We start from the raw sequence: 16847 nt of genomic DNA on the forward strand, positions 1-16847 counted from the left end.
TTGACGTTCTATACCATCAGGCAGCGGCACGCGAGGGGGCCTTGGCTAACAGCCGCAGTACCAGCCCTCCGGTCGCCGCCAACGTTGCCAATGCGATCACCCCAGGCCAACCGGCACTTTCCAGGATCTTGCTGCCTAAAGCGGCGCCGCTCGCCATGCCGATAAACACCAGAGTAAACATGATGGCATTAAGGCGGCTGCGGGCGGCCGGGTTAATGGCGTAGATAATCGTCTGATGCGCCACCAACGTGGCCTGTATTCCGAGATCAAAACCTACCGCACTTATGGCGATCAGGGTCAACTGCGCGGGTACTGACAGTAACGGCAACAGAAACATCAGGGCAAATGAACACACCACCATGGCGGCGCCGATTTTAGTGACATAGTCGGGGCCATGACGATCTGCCAGTGTGCCGGCCAAGGGGGCCGCCAGTGCTCCCGCCGCGCCGGCCAGCCCAAAAGCACCGGCCACTGCGCTACCTAACTGATACTGTTCCGCCAGCATTATCGCCAGTGTTGACCAGAAAGCGCTAAACGCAACCGACAATAAACCTTGCGCCAGGGCTGCACGCCGTAAAGCTGGGTACTCTGTCCACAACGTGCCTAATGAGCGCAGCAGCGCCGGGTAGCTCAACGTGGTATTGGGTTTAAAACGCGGTAATACAGCCCCCATCGCGAGGGTAATGGCCAGAACCCCTAATGCTGCCAGGAGGTAAACACTGCGCCAGCTAAAATATTCCGCAACCACGCCGCTGAAAACGCGCGATAGCAAAATGCCGGCTAATAGCCCGGTCATCACTGTCCCCACGGTTTTTCCCCGATTGGCGTCAGAAGCCAGCGTAGCGGCTGCCGGTATGATGTCTTGCGCAACCGTTGCAGCTAACCCGATCGCCAGACTGCTGAGCAACAGCAGCGGGAATGAAGAGGAAAAACCACAAAGCAGCAAGGTCAGCGCCAGCAGTACGCCTTTAATCCGGATGATTTGCCGACGATCGTGACGATCACCCAGCGGGGCCAATAATAAGATCCCCAGCGCGTAGCCTATTTGTGTCAGTGTCGGCACCAGGCCGGTATCACTCACCCCGGTGTGGAATGCATCACCCATAATGCTCAGCATAGGTTGGCTGTAGTAGATGGACGCCACACTCAGACCGGCCCCCGTTGCCAGCAGAAAAACAACGTTGGAGGAAAGGGTGGTGGTGTCGACTGATGAAAGTAGGCGCATGTTGGTTATCCAGAACAGGTTAAGTGCGGCTATTTTTGCCGTTCTTCGCCGCCAACTGTAGCCCCAGGACAGGTAAAACTGTTATACGTATTACGTATGAATAAAAACTCATTTCCGAATGGCGACCGCATAGCCATGTTGCAAACGCTGGTACGTATCGTTGACAGCGGCAGCCTTTCCGCGGCGGCAGCGCAAATGCAGACGTCGCAGCCCACCGTTAGCCGGCGCCTACAGGTGCTGGAACAACTGCTGGGCGTTAAGTTAATCCAACGCACGACGCACACCATGAAGCTGACGGATGACGGCGAACGTTGTTATCAGCATGCGCGTAAGCTGATTGAACAGTGGCAGATCATGGAGGATGAGCTGCGGGGTGCCCGCGATGAGCCGGTGGGCATATTGCGGGTGCGGGCGCCGCACGCCTTTGGTCAGGACCAGTTGATTGGACCGTTGGGCGATTATTTGCAACGTTATCGCCAGACCAGTGTGGAATGGACGCTCAACGATCACTCGCCCGATTTCATTCCTGAGGGCGTGGATTGTGCGATCCACGTCGGCGCCGTGACCGATCCTTCGGTGGTTGCCGTATTGTTGGCGGAAGTGCCGCGCATCGTGGTAGCTGCGCCAGGGTTATTGGCAGGTGGCACTCCGCTGAATCAAATCGGCGATTTAGCGCAACTGCCTTGGCTGGCGCTAAACAGCTTTTATCGCAATGAAGTCACGTTGACCCATCACGACACCGGGGAGACCTGCCGTTTTGACATTGCGCCCAGATTAAGCACCGACAGCCTTTACGCGGTGCGTAAAGCCGCGTTAAACGGTGTTGGGGTCGCAATGTTGTCGTCCTGGGTAGTTAAACAGGATCTGGAGCAGGGGCGACTTATCCCATTGATGCCGGACTGGCGTGCGGCGCCATTACCGATATATTTGCTTTACCCTTACGCCAGTTACTACCCGGCGCGCCTGCGTAAATTTCTGGCGTTGATGAAAGAGGTGATGCCACGCATCACGGGGGCTCAGCCACCCATTCCGTGAAAGGGGCACACAGCGGAATTGGTCGTTGCCGAAGGCATAAACAGCGTAAATGTAGAGTCGTGGTGGCGGGATTCAACCTGATTGGCGGCGGTATCTGTTTGATAATCGAATCAACAGTGACCGTCCCTTTCAAACGAGAGAATCGCCATGCACTTTACTCAAGCCATTGCCAGACTCCCTGCCGATAGCTGCGGCAGCGGACAAACTACCACGCAACTGGGCGCGCCGGATGTCGCCGCCACCGCTCAGCAGTTTTTGGCCTACGTGGACACCTTGCTCCGCCTGGGGCTCAAAGTGACGGTGTTGCCCGCTGCGCCGGCCTTTCCTGATGCACACTTTGTCGAAGACACGGCGGTGGTAATGCCGGAGTTGGCGGTAATCACTCATCCCGGGGCACCCAGCCGTCAGGGCGAGGTTGACACTATTGCCCCCCTGTTTGCCGGTGAGCGGCCAGTGGTGCGGATGAGCACAAGTGGCCATCTCGATGGCGGTGATGTGCTGTTGGTTGATCGCCAGTTCTTTGTCGGTCTGACGTCACATACGGATGATATCGGTATTGGTGAGTTTGCCGCAGCGGTAGAACCCTATGGTTACCGAGTGACTGCGATTGAGGTAAGTGCCGGGCTGCACCTGAAATCGATAGTTAACTATGTTGGCCGCAATACCCTGTTACTGACGGAAGATTACCAGCACCATCCTGACTTTCGCGCTTACAGCAGCATTGTCATTCCAGAAGCCGAGTCCTACGCCGGTAACACACTGTGGATCAACGATACGTTGATTACCCCGCAGGGCTATCCGCAGACCTTGGCGCAAATTGAAACGTTAGGGATGCCGATCGTTCAGCTCGACACCAGTGAATTCAAAAAAATGGACGGCGGCCTGACCTGCCTGTCACTTCGTTTCTAGTATTTTCTTTCACCGGGGATCTCAGCCATGAAAAAAACATTAGCCGTTTTATTGACCAGCCTGGCACTGGGTGGCCCAGCGGCGGCCCAGGCCTTTGACACCATCAGTTTTGGCGTTGATGGCGGTTATCCGCCCTTTGATGTGCTTGCACCCAATGGGGAGATCACCGGTTTCGATATTGATATTGCCAATGCATTGTGTACCCAACTGCATGCCAAATGCGTGTTCGTCAAACAACCTTTTGAGAGCATGATCGCTGCGCTCAATGCGCATAAGTTCGATGCGATTATTGCTTCGCTGACCATTACCGATGAGCGTAAAAAGGAAGTGGACTTCACCGATCGCTATTACCGCAGTTCCGCCCAGTTAGTGGCACGCAAGGGCAGTAATTTACTGCCAGAGGTCGCAAGCCTGAAAGGGAAAACTGTCGGCGTCCAGACAGGTTCAATCCATGAGGCCTATGCGAAACAGCACTGGGGCGGGAAGGGCGTGAAGATTGTTTCCTATGCCAATCAGGATAATGTCTATCTGGATCTCATGTCCGGCCGTATTAATGCGTCGTTACAGGATAACACTCAGGCTGCCAGCAGCTTTATCGATACGCCTCGCGGACAGAAGTTTGCCTTCGCCGGTCCGGTGATCAACGACAGCAGTATTTCCTCCGACGTGGGTATCGCAGTGGGTAAAGACAACCCCGCTTTGCGAGATGCGCTTAACGGTGCAATAAAAGCCATTCGCGCCGACGGCACTTATGAGGCCATCCAGAAAAAATATTTCAGCTTCGATATTTACGGTGACTAAACCGGCTCGCTAACGCCGGCTGACCCGGCATTCAGTTAAATTGGGGAGGCCGGGAATGGTCGTAGAGTATTTGCCATTGCTGATACAGGGCGCGGCGCTGTCGCTGTGCGTGATGCTGGTTTCGTTGGCCGTTGCCTTGGCGCTTGGGCTGATTAATGCGGTGATCAAACTGTTCGGTCCGCGCTGGCTGCGTTGGGTTTCAACGGGTTATACCACCCTGGTGCGTGGCATTCCTGAACTGGTGATCATGCTGCTGCTGTTCTTTGGCGGTGAGATGCTGGTTAACGGCGCGCTTGGTTTGCTGGGGCTGGGCCCCCTGCATTTCAACACCTTTATCTCCGGGGTACTGGCGATAGGCTTCGTGTTTGGCGCTTACTATACCGAAACCTTCCGCGGCGCATTTCTCACCGTGGAGCGCGGCCAACTTGAGGCGGCGATGGCCTACGGCATGAGCCCCGGCCAGGTGTTCCGGCGCGTGCTGTTACCGCAGATGCTGAGTTTCGCCATTCCCGGCATTAATAATAACTGGCTTGGGTTGATGAAGGCCTCAGCGCTGGTGTCGATCCTCGGGCTGGAGGACATGGTGTGGTTGGCGGAGCAAGCGGGGCGCGCAACGCAAAAACCTTTCCTGTTCTATTTCCTGGTGGCACTGATTTATATGGTGATCACCGCGATCACCAGTTGGGGCTTTAGCCTGCTGTCGCGGCGTTATGCGCTGGCGTCGTCGAATTCGGCAGGAGCACGCTGATGAACCTGCAAAACATGCTGGAAGCGGTGCCGAGCTTTTTATGGAGTGATGGCTCTGATGTGACCGGGCTGGCAATGACCGCCAAGTTATTCTTGCTGTCGGTTGTACCCGGTTTATTGTTGGCGATGCTAATGGCGATTGGCCAAGTTTATGGCCCGCGGCCGGTGGCTTGGCTCATCCGCAGCATCACTTACTTTTTTCGCAGTACGCCGCTTTATCTACAGTTGATGCTGATTTATTACGGCCTGTCGCAGTTTGATGTGGTGCAGTTGGGGTGGCAGAACGATCAGCCATTCTGGCTGCTGTTTCGTGACGCGACGTTCTGCGCCACGCTGGCGCTGGTGCTCAATACCAGTGCCTACGTCGCACAGTTGTTGGCCGGTATGATGGAAACTTTCCCGCGCCAGGAGTGGATTGCCGGCGAAGCCTATGGCATGAGCCAGTGGCAGATCATTCGCAGGCTTGTCCTGCCTGCGACGCTGCGGCGTGGCATTCCTGCACTGAACAACGAGATGGTCTTCTTACTGCATGCCACGTCGCTGGCCAGTACCGTTACGCTGTTGGATATCACGGGTGTGGCGCGCGCCCTTTATGCCGCAACCTATTCACCTTTTGTTCCGTTCCTGATGGCAGCGGCGCTGTACCTGCTGTGTACCTTCCTGCTGATCTTCCTGTTTTCACGGGCAGAACGGCGCTGGCTGGCGTTTATTCGCCGCGATTAATCCGGCTCAGGAACGTTTGATGGACTGCAATTCGGTTAACGTCACAATTTTATCCACCCGGAATTTTTTGCTGGTCAGCCAAGCATCGGCCAACAGCCGGTAGTTTTCCATACTGCGGCAACCGACCCGCACCAGAAAATCAAAATTGCCGCTGACCAGCCAGCAGTCCAGCACTTCCGGCGTATTGCGCATCTCCTGCTCAAACGCCGGTTGGGAATGCCCATGGTCGGCCAGTGCGATCTGCGCCTGAATGACAAACGCATGTTCCGGCTCAGGCAATTCAATAATGGCGCTATAGCCACGAATAATGCCGTCGCGCTCCAACCCACGTACCCGTTCCAGACAAGGGCGAGCGGTCAGATTGACCTGCTCGGACAGCTTTTGATAGGAAATGCGGCCATCCCGGCACAGTATTTCAAGGATCTTTTTGTCGATGCGATCAAGCCGGGCTTTTTTTTCCACAGAGAGGGCGTCCAATGAAAAGTAAACATCATAAGTTACCTGAACATGCGCTGGGTGGGCAGCGCCAAATTACCAGTTTTCATTTCGGCCAGCCGGGTAAAGGGGAAAAGATCTACCTGCAGGCCGGTTTACATGCCGATGAACTGCCCGGCATGCTGGTGTTGCATTATCTTAAAAGATTACTCAGCCAGGCGGAACGGCGTGGGGAACTGCAAAGTGAAATAATCATTGTTCCGGTTGCCAACCCGCCCGGATTGGCTCAGGTGCTGCTCAATGGCGGCGTGGGGCGCTTCGATCTGGTTAGCGGCCGCAACTTCAACCGAGATTTTCCCGACTTGGCACTGCTGTTAAAAAACCAGGACTTCAGTCTCGGAAAGCCCTTACCTCTGCAGGTGCGTGCCGCAATGTGTGACGCGTTACAGGCGCTGCAGGACACCAGCGAAGTCACGGCATTACGTCGCCAATTGCTTCTGCTCGCCTGCGATGCGGATGTGGTTCTGGATCTGCACTGTGATGATCGTGCAATCTTGCATATGTATGCCGATCCAGCCTGGCGTGAACAGGCAGAAGTATTGGCGTGCTTTATGGATATCGGCGCAGTGCTGCTTTCACAAGACAGCGGTGGCGGATCCTTTGACGAGGCTTGCGGCCTGCCTTGGCACCGACTGGCGGCGCAGCATGCTGCGCTGAAAGACCTGGCACCCGGCTGTATGGCGGTCACGCTGGAGCTGCGTGGGCAACGGGATATTAGCCACGAGCTGGCCAGCACCGACGCTGAACGTCTCTATCGTTATTTGCAACACCGGGGTGCCGTTACCGGTGAATCCCCCGTAATACCGCAGCGAGACGTGACAATGTTACCCTTCGCCGCCGGGGAGATTGTCACAGCGCCCGCCAGCGGTATTCTGTTGCTGCTGCGCCAGCCGGGGGAGTGGGTAGAGGCAGATGAAGCCGTGGCTGAAATTGTTGACCCGATCACCGATACGGTAAAAGCGGTACGCGCCAAAGCAGGCGGACTTATCTATGCCTGCCGGCAAGCACCTTTTGTCACCCTGGGAGCAGAAGTGATGAAGATTGCCGGAAAGACGCCATACCAGGGTGGCGGTGGGCTGGCGTCTTGACGAGGATTTCACTTTGGCAAACTGCAGCGGCCAGGGCAAATTTGGGCATGATTGTTAAAAAAAATTAATAAATATGAAACTTGAGAGTCATGTGAATAGATTAAAAAATTTAAACAGATTTTAGGGGGCTACGCTAAGGAAAGACGTTTATGGAAAACTATATGTTGCAAGGGAACGTGATCAAGCTACTGCCATTGGGGCTTCCTAAGGATGAGGACATAACAGGGGATACACTTACCATTCTAAATCGCAGCATATCTACTTTACAAAATGGAATTTCTTCAGATTGCAATTATCATCAATTTATCAGGAATGTTGAAGTTTCCATTGAAAATGGAAGTGTATCTATTTTGAAACACCGTCTCAGTCCGTATGTGGATGATATAATGTTCGCCAACGAAAATAAAAGTAGCGACAATGACTTTAAAGCTTTTAATTTTTTAAGTGTTAACTTTTCTAGTATTTTAAATGATGATAAAAGTTTTTGTGATTTTATTTGTTTGGCTGGGACTGAGTTCAATCGAAGTAATAGAATTCGTGAGATCAATGTAAGGACTGTTCCTGAAAAAGATGGCAGTTATACAGAGTTCCTGGACTTTCAATGCCTACCTTCTGAGCTGAGCAAGTTGAGAACATTTATCTCAGACAATTACAAAGAAAACACTTTGTTTTGTGCAATTATTGCAGCGGCTTTCTTGATGAACATACATCCACTCCATGATGGAAATGGTCGTGTGTCTAGAATGTTATTCAATCTGATTTTAGATAGAGGAGAAATTAATTATATTCCGCTGACAGAATTATGTCATGTCGCAAGGAGTGGGTATGTCATAAGTTTGCGCGAGGCATTTTTATTTTCGGAGTGGGATTCGATTATTGTGTTTTATTGTAAGTGCATCGAGGTTGTTCACTTAAAGCATTTAAAGTGATGTTTCTAGTATGTGATTATATGATTACATACTATACAGATCATTTTAATTTTTTAAAGGGGATTGTATGTTAACTGAAAAAGATCTTTTACTGATTAAAACGACGACCATGACTGATACTCAGGTCGATAAAATAGACCCGACTCTAGGTTTTAAACGGTTTGTCAAGATCTAACATTTAAGACATAACGGGGGCCCCCGTTATGTCTTAATATTGAATAATATAAGGAATCTAGATGAACAAGTTTTGGCTTATACTCAGGTACTTTAAAAATACTTCAGGAATGTCAGCTAAGACCAAGTTCTTTGTGATTATCGTCATTTCATTTTTATCTACCATTCTGATTTCCATACAACCCGTTATCATGGCGCGATTGATCGGTGTAATTGATACCAGGCTTACGAATTTTCAGGCTGTTGTCTACCTGCTTGCATTTAGCTACATTGTCATAATGAGTCTCAGAAAACTTGCTTCTGCGTTGAATTTCATATTAATAACGTCTTTGAGAAACAACCTTGTAATCAGCATGACCAATCATTATTTCAAAAGCCTTTTCTATAGAGAGGATGCCATAAAAAAAAGTGAAAATACTGGGGATATCACTCAAAGACTGAATCAGGCAATAGATGAGCTGACGGTTTTGTTAAGGAATATATCTCATAATTTCATCCCTCCATTATTACAATTAACTTTTAGTGTAGTATTCATTATCATCTCTGGTGATTATGTTGTCGCCTTGCTTTTTACCTTGTACTTCATTTTGTATTTTTTTATTAAAAATGCCTTCAACCCTGAAATCGTAGGGTTATATAATGACTTTTACAATACATCAGTAAAAAAATACAGTTTAATTACAGATAGTGTTAAGAATATGGGGGCTGCAAAAGTATCTAACTCCTATGAATATCTTTTTGGCCGTTATGAAAAACTCCTTAATAAAATCGAAAAAAAACATGAGGGTTTACTTAAAGCTGATATGAGGTTTCTTATTGTTGAATCAGTTTGCAATATTGTTTTCTTTGGAATGTCATTTTTCTATTCACTATACCAGGTAAGTCACGGCAACATAAGTATTGGACATTTTGTGATGATTTCATCTTATATATTCTTATTGTCATCTCCTTTGGAAAGTATTGGATCAATGTTTACGGCACTACAAAAATCGACAACATCACTTTGTGTATTCATTAGTTCATTATCTGATGTGACTGCAGCACAGGACAGTCGTTCAGGCCTGATTGGTCCTATTGAGTGCGTTAAAATGAAAGGCCTTGGCTTTAATTATGAAGGAATGTCAAACCCTATTATTAACGACTTCAATATGGAAATTAAAAAAGGATATTTCATCACGCTAACAGGTAGCAGTGGGTCAGGAAAAAGCACGATTGCTAAACTTTTAGCTGGCGATCTGAAATCCGAGACTGGTGAGGTTTTATTAGACGAAATAAATATTAATAATCTATCACAAAGTCAACGAGCCAATACGATTTTTCACCTGTCGCAGAATGATTATATTTTTATGGACACACTAAGGTTTAACTTAAGAATCGCTTGCCCGGAAGCAACTGATGAGCAATTGAAAACGGCGCTTAAATTAGCCAGGCTTGATGATCTTGCCGTTGACAATTCGCAGGAACTACTGGATATGAATATTGGAGATGACGGCATGACGCTTTCTGGCGGCCAGCGCCAAAGGTTGTCGCTGGCCCGGTTATTTCTTCGGAATCCCTGTGTCATTATCCTTGATGAAATAACATCGGCTCTTGATGTTATCAATGAGAGGGTAGTGATAAAAAACATTAAGCTTTGTTATCCAGAGGCAATGATACTTAACATAAGTCACCGCAGCTCTACCTTTAACTTCTCGGATGAAATCATCGTAATGGAAAACGGTCGTATTATTGATCGAGGTGACTTTACTTCGTTAAAAAATAGAAATGCTTATATACAATCGATCCTACGGCAAGAGGCGTTAAAGGAAGCGCAAGAAGTTACTGGGGTAGAGTGACCCCAGTTCCCTAACCCCCTAATTGCTAATTAGCAGTAGGAATTCTATCGAGTCAGCACCCGACTAATTTCCGGGCCATAACCCGTGACCGAAAGCGTCTCTTCTGCCAGTTCTACTACGGCGAAGGGGAGTAAATTGTCGCCATCGACCATGCCTTTTAGGGTGATAAAGTCGGTATTTTCCACCCGTACATAATCACCCAAATGATAATGACCGGCAAAGTATGCACGTACCTGATAGCGGCACAGCAGATCCACCAACGCATCGCAGTTCCACAGATTATGTTCATTGGCCGGCGCTAAGGGGTAGTGCCCAAACACCACAACGGTTTCCCCTTTGCTTTGTGCATCCGCCAGACTGCACGCCAGCCAGCGCAGTTGTTCATCACCCACTGCGCCGTTCCAGCTTTGCGCTTGCGGCTGATGCTCGGCACGGATGCGGGCCAGTAGGCGCTGTGCCTGCGCGTGTTCATCGCCGTTGGCTTGATTGCAATACAGGCTGAGGTCGTTACCGTCAATCACGATAAAGCGATAGCCTTTCAGGCTGAACTGGTAATAGTGCTTGGGCAGTGCCAGTACAGGGGATTGCGCTGCCAGATGGCGGGAAATCACATCAGCATCATGGTTACCCATAACCACCGCATGCGGATGACGTAACTGCTGGTATACCGGCAGCAGTTCAGCATAACTGCCCCAGTTATCATCGACTAAATCTCCCAACGTCGCGACAAAGGCCAAGGGCAAGTCATTAAGCTGAGCAATAGCCTGGGTCAGTTTACGCAGGCTGTTACGGTAGTAGCGGTTATATTCCAGGTTGGGATCGGCGTTGGCATATTGCGGATCGGCGATGAGCCCAAAGCGCAGGGTGCCAGGTGCTACGGGGTCGCAGGAAAACTGGGGGGGTTGGTAAAGCGAACTGACCTGACCCAGGGCCAGTGACTGTGCTGCGGTGAGGTGTGTAGTCATGGGTTACCTGCTCAGCGCTAGCGAATGCCGGCGCGCATAAAGGATTGAACAAACTGACGTTGAAACACTAAAAACAGCACTAATAACGGCACAGAGGTCATCAACGTTGCGGCACCGATCAACGCCCATTGCACGCCTTGCTCCGGTGCTGAAAACAGCTGTAGCCCCACGGTCAGCGGCCGTACATTGACCGAGTCGGTAATGACCAGCGGCCAGAGGAAATCATTCCAGTGAAAGCTGATTGAGACCAAGGCAAACGCGACATATACCGGTTTTGCCAGCGGAATATAAATACGGCGCAAGATGTAAAACCGGCTGGCACCCTCGACAATGGCCGCTTCTTCCAGCACCAGCGGGATGCTTTTAAACGTTTGTCGCAACAGGAAAATGGCGAATGCTGAGGCAAAATAAGGCAGGGCAATCCCCAAAAGGGTATCGCGCAGCCCCAAGGCGCCAATGGTCTGGTAGTTATTCAGGATCAGTACATCGGGGCTGATCATCAACTGCAAGAGCACCAGGGCGAACAGGATGCCCGCACCTTTGAGCCGGAACCGTACCAGCGCATAGGCTGCCATGGTGGCCAGTATCAGTTGGAAGAAAACAATCAGCAGTACCAGCGAAACGGTGTTGAGGAAATAGCGTCCAAACGGGGCAGCATGCCAGGCATTGATAAAGTTTTGGGTGGTCAATGGGGCAAAAAGTGAAAACCCGCCTTGATCGGCTGCGGGATGAATTGCCACCCAGGTCGCGACCAGGATCGGGAAGACCCACAGCAGGGCAGCCCCCCAGGTCAGTAAATTCCAGCCAATACGGCGTAATGAGCCGGTTTGTGCCGGCGCGGCAGTGAGGGAAAGGCTCATTGATAGTGGGCTCGCTTATCCAGCAAATTGAATTTAACCAACGCAATAGAGGCCAAAATGACCAGTAGCACGACGGTCATTGCGGAGGCATACGGCAGATCCCAATAGCTGAACGCCGTACGGTAGATGTAGAACAGCAGCAGGCTGGTGCTGTTGTCCGGCCCTCCGTTGGTCATGGCGATCACTTGATCGACAATGCGGAAAGCATTCATTGAGGCGTTGATCAGGATAAACAGCGTGGTGGGCATCAGCAGTGGCCACTGGATCCGTCTAAAGAAGTAGCGGCGGGAAGCACCTTCAATCTCGGCGGCCTCAGCCAGTTTGGGATCAATCTGCTGTAGCGCGGCCAGATAAAAAATCATGAAGAAACCGGCTTCACGCCACACCGACACGGCCATCAGGCAATACAGCGCAGAGTCCGGATCGCCCAGCCAGTTCACCGCCGGCAATGAAAACAGCGCCAACAATTGATTCAATAATCCCACCTGCGGTGTATAGAAAAACAACCACAGATTGGCGATGGCGACCATCGGCAGCAGCGATGGAATAAAGAAGGCGGCACGGGCAAGTGCGGTGCCGCGCATGCGCCGATTTACCGCCAAGGCCATCAGTAGTGCTAACCCAACGGCCAGCGGAATGGTGATTGCCGCATACAACAGGTTATTGCGTAAGGCCAGGATGAAGGTCTCGTCGTCCAGCAATGCACGGTAGTTTTCCAGCCCAACGAATTGGGCCGGTTGGTTATTGTGTGCTGCGCTGAATACACTTTCCCACACCGTAGCCAGCGCCGGGTAGTGGGTAAAAGTAATCAGGAAAACCAATGCCGGCAGTACCAACAAATAGCCATAAAGCTGTAAAGAGAAACGCTTATGGCGTGCGGCGGGCAAAGCAGAGTGCGATATGGTCATGCCGGCCCCGGTTATTGGTAACGTTTCAACAGGCGGTCAGCCTGTTTTTGCGCGCTGTCTAACGCCTGCGCCGGGGTTTTGCCTTGCGTCACAGCGGCCTCTACGGCGCGGTTCAGTAATTCCTGAATTTGCACGCTGTTATAGGTTGATAGCTCCGGTTGTGAATACTTCAACTGCTCACGCGCGACGGTCGCTTGCGGGACCTTGACGGCATAGTCTTTCATGGTCGCAGTTTCCCAGGCGGCCGGTGAGGTGGCGACATAGCCCGTGGCGATGCTCCAGCGGGCAGCTTGTTCTGGCGCAGAAAGCCAGCGCATAAAGGTCACTGCGGCTTTTTGTTGTGCCGGGCTAGTCCCTTTGAACAGGTACAGGTTGCCGCCGCCGGTTGGGCTACCGCGCTGCGTTTTCTCTGGCAGCATGGCGACCCCAAATGGGAACTTGGCATTTTCACGTACGGTGGTCAGGTTGCCGGTCGTGGTAACCATCATCGCGGTTTTGCCGTCGATAAAGTCCTGCGGGGTGGTGCTCCAGGTAATGGCTCCCTTTGGCGATACTTGATATTTCTGTGCCAAATCGGTCAACCAGGTCAGTGCTTCAACGTTAGCCGGGGTATTGAAGGTCACGGCCGTTCCCTTGCCGTTATCCAAATGGCTGCCATTGGTGGCGGCAATCCCCTGGAAGGTCCAGTAACCAATCGGGGTCGACGGGATTTCAATCCCCCATTGCTTAACGTCGTTGCCGTTGCGGACGACCAGTTTCTGACCGAAATCAACCACCTGTTGCCAGTTGGCTGGCGGGGTATCACCATTGAGCCCCGCTTGCTGAAATGCCTGTTTATTCCAATACAACACCACGGTGGAGCGTTGGAAGGGAATGCTCCAAACCTTACCCTGAATTTTGCGAATAAACGCCGGGTAGAAACCGTCGATCCAGGCTTTGCCCGCTTCATCATTTGCCAAATCACTGACCGGTAAAATGGCACCTGCGTCGATCAATGAATAGGCTTCAATATCGCCAATCACGGCGATTTGCGGAGCATTGCCGCCGCGGAAAGCGGTCAGTGCCTTGGTGACCGTGGTGGCGTAGTCACCGGTATACACGGGTTGAATACTGATATCGGGGTGCAGCTTCTCGAAATCAGCCACTAGCCCTTCAACGGTATGGCTAATTTTTCCGCCGACGGCGATCGGGTAGTACATTTGCAGCTTCACGGCATCTGCCGCCAGAGCAGAAACAGAAACGCCAGCCAATAACAGCACGGCAGCGCTTAATGTGGATAAACGGATAGAGACGGACATGGTTTTCCCCTGAAATAAAATGGTGCTTTTGATTATTGAATTGCGTATTGGTGTGTCACGGGCTGAAAGGCGTGTTCCATCTGGTGGCAACGCTCACCACTGTGGGTTGAAAATAGATACTGCGCCGCCTCTGCCCATTGCAGGCCAACCAGGCTGCCCTCAGTAAAATGCTGCATACCGGGTATTTTCACCGTGATTTGCCCCTGAACCGCAGGCAGATGGCAAACGGCGAGCGTATCGGCGCCCATATATTCAGCACTGAGGATCTGGCAGGTGAGGTTGCCGTTGCCAGGTGCGCAGAGACGAATATCTTCGGCGCGGATGCCTAAACTTAACGCGTCCTCCTGGTTGCTGAACACCACGGGCAGTGGGGCGTTACCAATATGGTATCCGCTGCCTTTGCGTGTTAATGGGACGATGTTCATCGGTGGCGCGCCAATAAACTGTGCGGCGAAAATGCTGGCTGGGTTGTTATATAAATTGTCCGGCGTGTCGTGCTGCTCAATGCGACCATCGTTCAGCAGAATGATTTTGTCCGCCATGCTCATGGCTTCAGTTTGATCATGGGTGACATACAGCATGGTCAAACCCAGCTTGCGCTGCAGCGCACGAATTTCTCGGCGCATGCTCTGACGCAGCTTGGCATCCAGGTTGGATAAGGGTTCGTCCATCAGACACAGTTTGTTTTGAGCTATCACCGCACGGCCTAATGCCACACGCTGTTGCTGCCCACCGGAAAGCTGAGCCGGCAGGCGATCCAGCAGCGGCTCCAACTCCATCAGCTTACTGATCTCTGCCAATCGAGCGGCAAAGTGCTGCTTGTCTTCGCCCCGAGCCCGCAGGCCAAACAGCAGATTCTCACGCACGCTGAGGTGCGGGAATAACGCATAAGACTGGAAAACCATTGACAGTTTACGTTGTGACGGCGGCAGGGCCGTCACGTCACGTTGCTGGATCTGAATGATGCCGCTGTCCGCGTTCTCTAACCCGGCCAGTGTACGCAGCAGGGTAGATTTTCCGCAGCCGGAAGGTCCCAGCAGGGCAACAAAATCACCTTCCTGTACGTCAAAACTGATGTTATCCAGCGCGGTTTTGTCGCCCCAGGTTTTCTTGATGTTATTAAGTGATAAATAGCTCATGGCGCTTCTTAACGTGGCGTGTTCAACCCACCCTAGCTGCCGCGTATTTATCTGGTATGAATAATTAATGACAGTTGTATGTCGCCCGGTGCAACCCCCCAGGCAGGAAAGATGGCTTGCCCGCCGCCGTCCATGTTAAATTTAACAGGGAGACTCCGTAGCCCCTGATGACAAAGAGAATTTAACATGATGAACGGCTATTTTTGTTCCATTGCGATGGGCGTTTCAGTCGGGTGTATGCTGACCAGGGGGGGTAACATGGCCATGTCACTACGGGAGGGTGAATATCATCGATAATCACGCTGAGCCTGAGCCGTCAGTGACTAAGCGCACAGCCAAACCACGCCGCCCGCACGGACGGTGGGTTTACTATATTCTGCATGAAGATATTCTGTGGCCTTGCCCGGTTAAGTGGGAGTGGGAAAGCAGTTTTCATGCCTGGCTGCCTTTCTACTATTCACCGACGCTGGAGTTTGTGGCCGGTAACCCAGCCAAGGCGACAAAGATCACGAAAACCAAGCGTTAATCTTTAATTTCGCTTAAGAACCCCGTTTATCGCGTTTGCTACCCGCATTATTTAACCCTCTGTTTTTAAACAAACAGCCCGTACCTTGCCCTCAGCAATGACAGTAACTACATTAACAACTGTACTTTCAACGTAACCTGAGAGGATATGTCCTATGAAAGCTGCCGTAGTCACCAAAAACCACAGTGTAGATATTCAGGAAAAACAGCTTCGCCCACTGAAACACGGCGAAGCGGCACTCAAGATGGAGTGTTGTGGGGTGTGTCATACCGATCTTCATGTCAAAGATGGGGATTTCGGTGAGGTACCCGGCATCACCTTAGGCCATGAAGGGGTTGGTGTTGTCACCTCGGTGGGCGAAGGCGTGACCTCGTTAAAAGTGGGGGACCGAGCCAGCGTTGCCTGGTTCTACCAGGGCTGTGGCCACTGTGAATATTGCGTCAATGGCAACGAAACCCTGTGTCGTTCGGTCAAAAATGCCGGTTACAGCGTCGATGGCGGCATGGCAGAGGAATGCATCGTAGTGGCAGATTACGCCGTCAAGGTACCTGATGGCCTGGACTCCTTTGCCGCCAGCAGCATTACCTGTGCTGGGGTCACCACCTATAAAGCGGTGAAGATTTCCGACATCAAACCTGGGCAGTGGATCGCAATTTACGGTTTGGGCGGTTTGGGTAACCTGGCATTGCAGTACGCCAAAAATGTGTTTAACGCCAAAGTGATCGCCATTGACGTTAACCAAGGGCAGTTGGATTTCGCAAAAGAGATTGGTGCAGATCTTGTGATCAACTCTAAAACCGAAAACGCCGAAGAGATTATTCAGCAAAAAGTCGGCGGTGCTCATGCCGCCGTGGTCACTGCCGTGGCGCGTTCAGCCTTCAACTCAGCCGTGAATGCCGTCCGCGCCGGGGGCAAAGTGGTCGCCGTGGGGCTGCCGCCGGAGAGTATGGATCTGAGCATTCCGCGCCTGGTGCTGGATGGTATTCAGGTCGTGGGATCGCTGGTGGGAACGCGGGAAGATCTTAAAGAGGCTTTCCAGTTTGCCGCCGAAGGCAAGGTGACGCCGAAAGTCACGAAAAGACCGCTGGGGGATATCAACGCGATCTTCGAAGAGATGAAGTCAGGCACCATTCGTGGCCGTATGGTTATCGATCTTTCCGCGTCTTAATGCAATAAGTCAACGGAAGGGG

17 protein-coding genes are annotated in these 16847 nt (G+C 51.5%); 10 read left to right on the forward strand and 7 right to left on the reverse strand.

What is annotated here, in order from left to right; genetic code table 11:
- Nucleotides 1-16 precede the first annotated feature (16 nt).
- Entirely contained in the window at nucleotides 17-1225 is a 1209-nt protein-coding gene (locus JOE25_RS06330) for an MFS transporter (protein WP_209633341.1), read from the reverse strand.
- A 96-nt stretch (nucleotides 1226-1321) separates the two neighbouring features.
- Between JOE25_RS06330 and JOE25_RS06335 the strand changes: the two genes are divergently transcribed.
- The 5 genes from JOE25_RS06335 to JOE25_RS06355 all read left to right on the forward strand — a co-directional run bounded on the left by JOE25_RS06335 (nucleotide 1322) and on the right by JOE25_RS06355 (nucleotide 5440).
- The gene (locus JOE25_RS06335) at nucleotides 1322-2260 is read left to right on the forward strand and encodes a LysR family transcriptional regulator (RefSeq protein ID WP_209633343.1); all 939 of its coding nucleotides are present in this window, start codon (nucleotides 1322-1324) and stop codon (nucleotides 2258-2260) included.
- A 147-nt stretch (nucleotides 2261-2407) separates the two neighbouring features.
- Nucleotides 2408-3169 (forward strand): amidinotransferase, encoded by a 762-nt coding sequence (locus JOE25_RS06340; protein WP_209633345.1) that lies wholly within the window; start codon nucleotides 2408-2410, stop codon nucleotides 3167-3169.
- A gap of 27 nt (nucleotides 3170-3196) precedes the next feature.
- Nucleotides 3197-3970 carry an ABC transporter substrate-binding protein gene (locus tag JOE25_RS06345; protein WP_209633347.1) on the forward strand — a complete coding sequence of 258 codons (774 nt, stop codon included), beginning with the start codon at nucleotides 3197-3199 and terminating at the stop codon, nucleotides 3968-3970.
- A 55-nt stretch (nucleotides 3971-4025) separates the two neighbouring features.
- Nucleotides 4026-4718 (forward strand): ABC transporter permease subunit, encoded by a 693-nt coding sequence (locus tag JOE25_RS06350; protein WP_209633349.1) that lies wholly within the window; start codon nucleotides 4026-4028, stop codon nucleotides 4716-4718.
- Nucleotides 4718-5440, forward strand: coding sequence for an ABC transporter permease subunit (locus tag JOE25_RS06355; RefSeq protein WP_209633351.1), 723 nt, complete (start codon nucleotides 4718-4720; stop codon nucleotides 5438-5440). The genes JOE25_RS06350 and JOE25_RS06355 overlap by 1 nt, the downstream gene beginning before the upstream one ends.
- Before the next feature lie 6 nt (nucleotides 5441-5446).
- Here JOE25_RS06355 and JOE25_RS06360 read toward each other — a convergent pair whose 3' ends face one another.
- Nucleotides 5447-5902, reverse strand: a complete 456-nt coding sequence (locus tag JOE25_RS06360; RefSeq protein WP_209633353.1) for an Lrp/AsnC family transcriptional regulator — start codon at nucleotides 5900-5902, stop codon at nucleotides 5447-5449.
- Nucleotides 5903-5916: 14 nt separating this feature from the next.
- On the opposite strand from JOE25_RS06360, the gene JOE25_RS06365 reads away from it, so the two are divergent.
- The 3 genes from JOE25_RS06365 to JOE25_RS06375 all read left to right on the forward strand — a co-directional run bounded on the left by JOE25_RS06365 (nucleotide 5917) and on the right by JOE25_RS06375 (nucleotide 9961).
- Complete coding sequence (locus JOE25_RS06365) at nucleotides 5917-7023, forward strand: succinylglutamate desuccinylase/aspartoacylase family protein (protein ID WP_209633355.1); 1107 nt, start codon at nucleotides 5917-5919, stop codon at nucleotides 7021-7023.
- A gap of 149 nt (nucleotides 7024-7172) precedes the next feature.
- Nucleotides 7173-7952, forward strand: a complete 780-nt coding sequence (locus tag JOE25_RS06370) for a Fic family protein (protein WP_209633357.1) — start codon at nucleotides 7173-7175, stop codon at nucleotides 7950-7952.
- A gap of 236 nt (nucleotides 7953-8188) precedes the next feature.
- Nucleotides 8189-9961: an ATP-binding cassette domain-containing protein gene (locus JOE25_RS06375; RefSeq protein WP_209633359.1), complete on the forward strand. Its 1773-nt coding sequence runs from the start codon at nucleotides 8189-8191 to the stop codon at nucleotides 9959-9961.
- 44 nt (nucleotides 9962-10005) lie between these two features.
- On the opposite strand, the gene JOE25_RS06380 is transcribed toward JOE25_RS06375, so the two are convergent.
- The 5 genes from JOE25_RS06380 to JOE25_RS06400 are packed head-to-tail and all read right to left on the reverse strand — an operon-like array spanning nucleotide 10006 to nucleotide 15131.
- Nucleotides 10006-10926, reverse strand: coding sequence for a metallophosphoesterase (locus tag JOE25_RS06380; RefSeq protein ID WP_209633361.1), 921 nt, complete (start codon nucleotides 10924-10926; stop codon nucleotides 10006-10008).
- A gap of 17 nt (nucleotides 10927-10943) precedes the next feature.
- Complete coding sequence (locus JOE25_RS06385) at nucleotides 10944-11786, reverse strand: carbohydrate ABC transporter permease (RefSeq protein WP_209633363.1); 843 nt, start codon at nucleotides 11784-11786, stop codon at nucleotides 10944-10946.
- Complete coding sequence (locus JOE25_RS06390; RefSeq protein WP_209633365.1) at nucleotides 11783-12694, reverse strand: sugar ABC transporter permease; 912 nt, start codon at nucleotides 12692-12694, stop codon at nucleotides 11783-11785. The genes JOE25_RS06385 and JOE25_RS06390 overlap by 4 nt, the downstream gene beginning before the upstream one ends.
- 11 nt (nucleotides 12695-12705) lie before the next feature.
- Nucleotides 12706-13992 carry an ABC transporter substrate-binding protein gene (locus JOE25_RS06395; protein WP_209633367.1) on the reverse strand — a complete coding sequence of 429 codons (1287 nt, stop codon included), beginning with the start codon at nucleotides 13990-13992 and terminating at the stop codon, nucleotides 12706-12708.
- A 32-nt stretch (nucleotides 13993-14024) separates the two neighbouring features.
- A complete protein-coding gene (locus JOE25_RS06400) occupies nucleotides 14025-15131 on the reverse strand; it encodes an ABC transporter ATP-binding protein (protein ID WP_209633369.1) in 1107 nt (368 codons plus the stop codon).
- A 319-nt stretch (nucleotides 15132-15450) separates the two neighbouring features.
- On the opposite strand from JOE25_RS06400, the gene JOE25_RS06405 reads away from it, so the two are divergent.
- Both JOE25_RS06405 and adhP read left to right on the forward strand, forming a co-directional pair.
- Nucleotides 15451-15657 (forward strand): hypothetical protein, encoded by a 207-nt coding sequence (locus JOE25_RS06405; RefSeq protein ID WP_209633371.1) that lies wholly within the window; start codon nucleotides 15451-15453, stop codon nucleotides 15655-15657.
- 154 nt (nucleotides 15658-15811) lie between these two features.
- A complete protein-coding gene (adhP, locus tag JOE25_RS06410) occupies nucleotides 15812-16825 on the forward strand; it encodes an alcohol dehydrogenase AdhP (RefSeq protein ID WP_209633373.1) in 1014 nt (337 codons plus the stop codon).
- Nucleotides 16826-16847 lie beyond the last annotated feature (22 nt).

The organism is Serratia sp. PL17, assembly GCF_017832355.1.
GTDB lineage: Bacteria > Pseudomonadota > Gammaproteobacteria > Enterobacterales > Enterobacteriaceae > Serratia.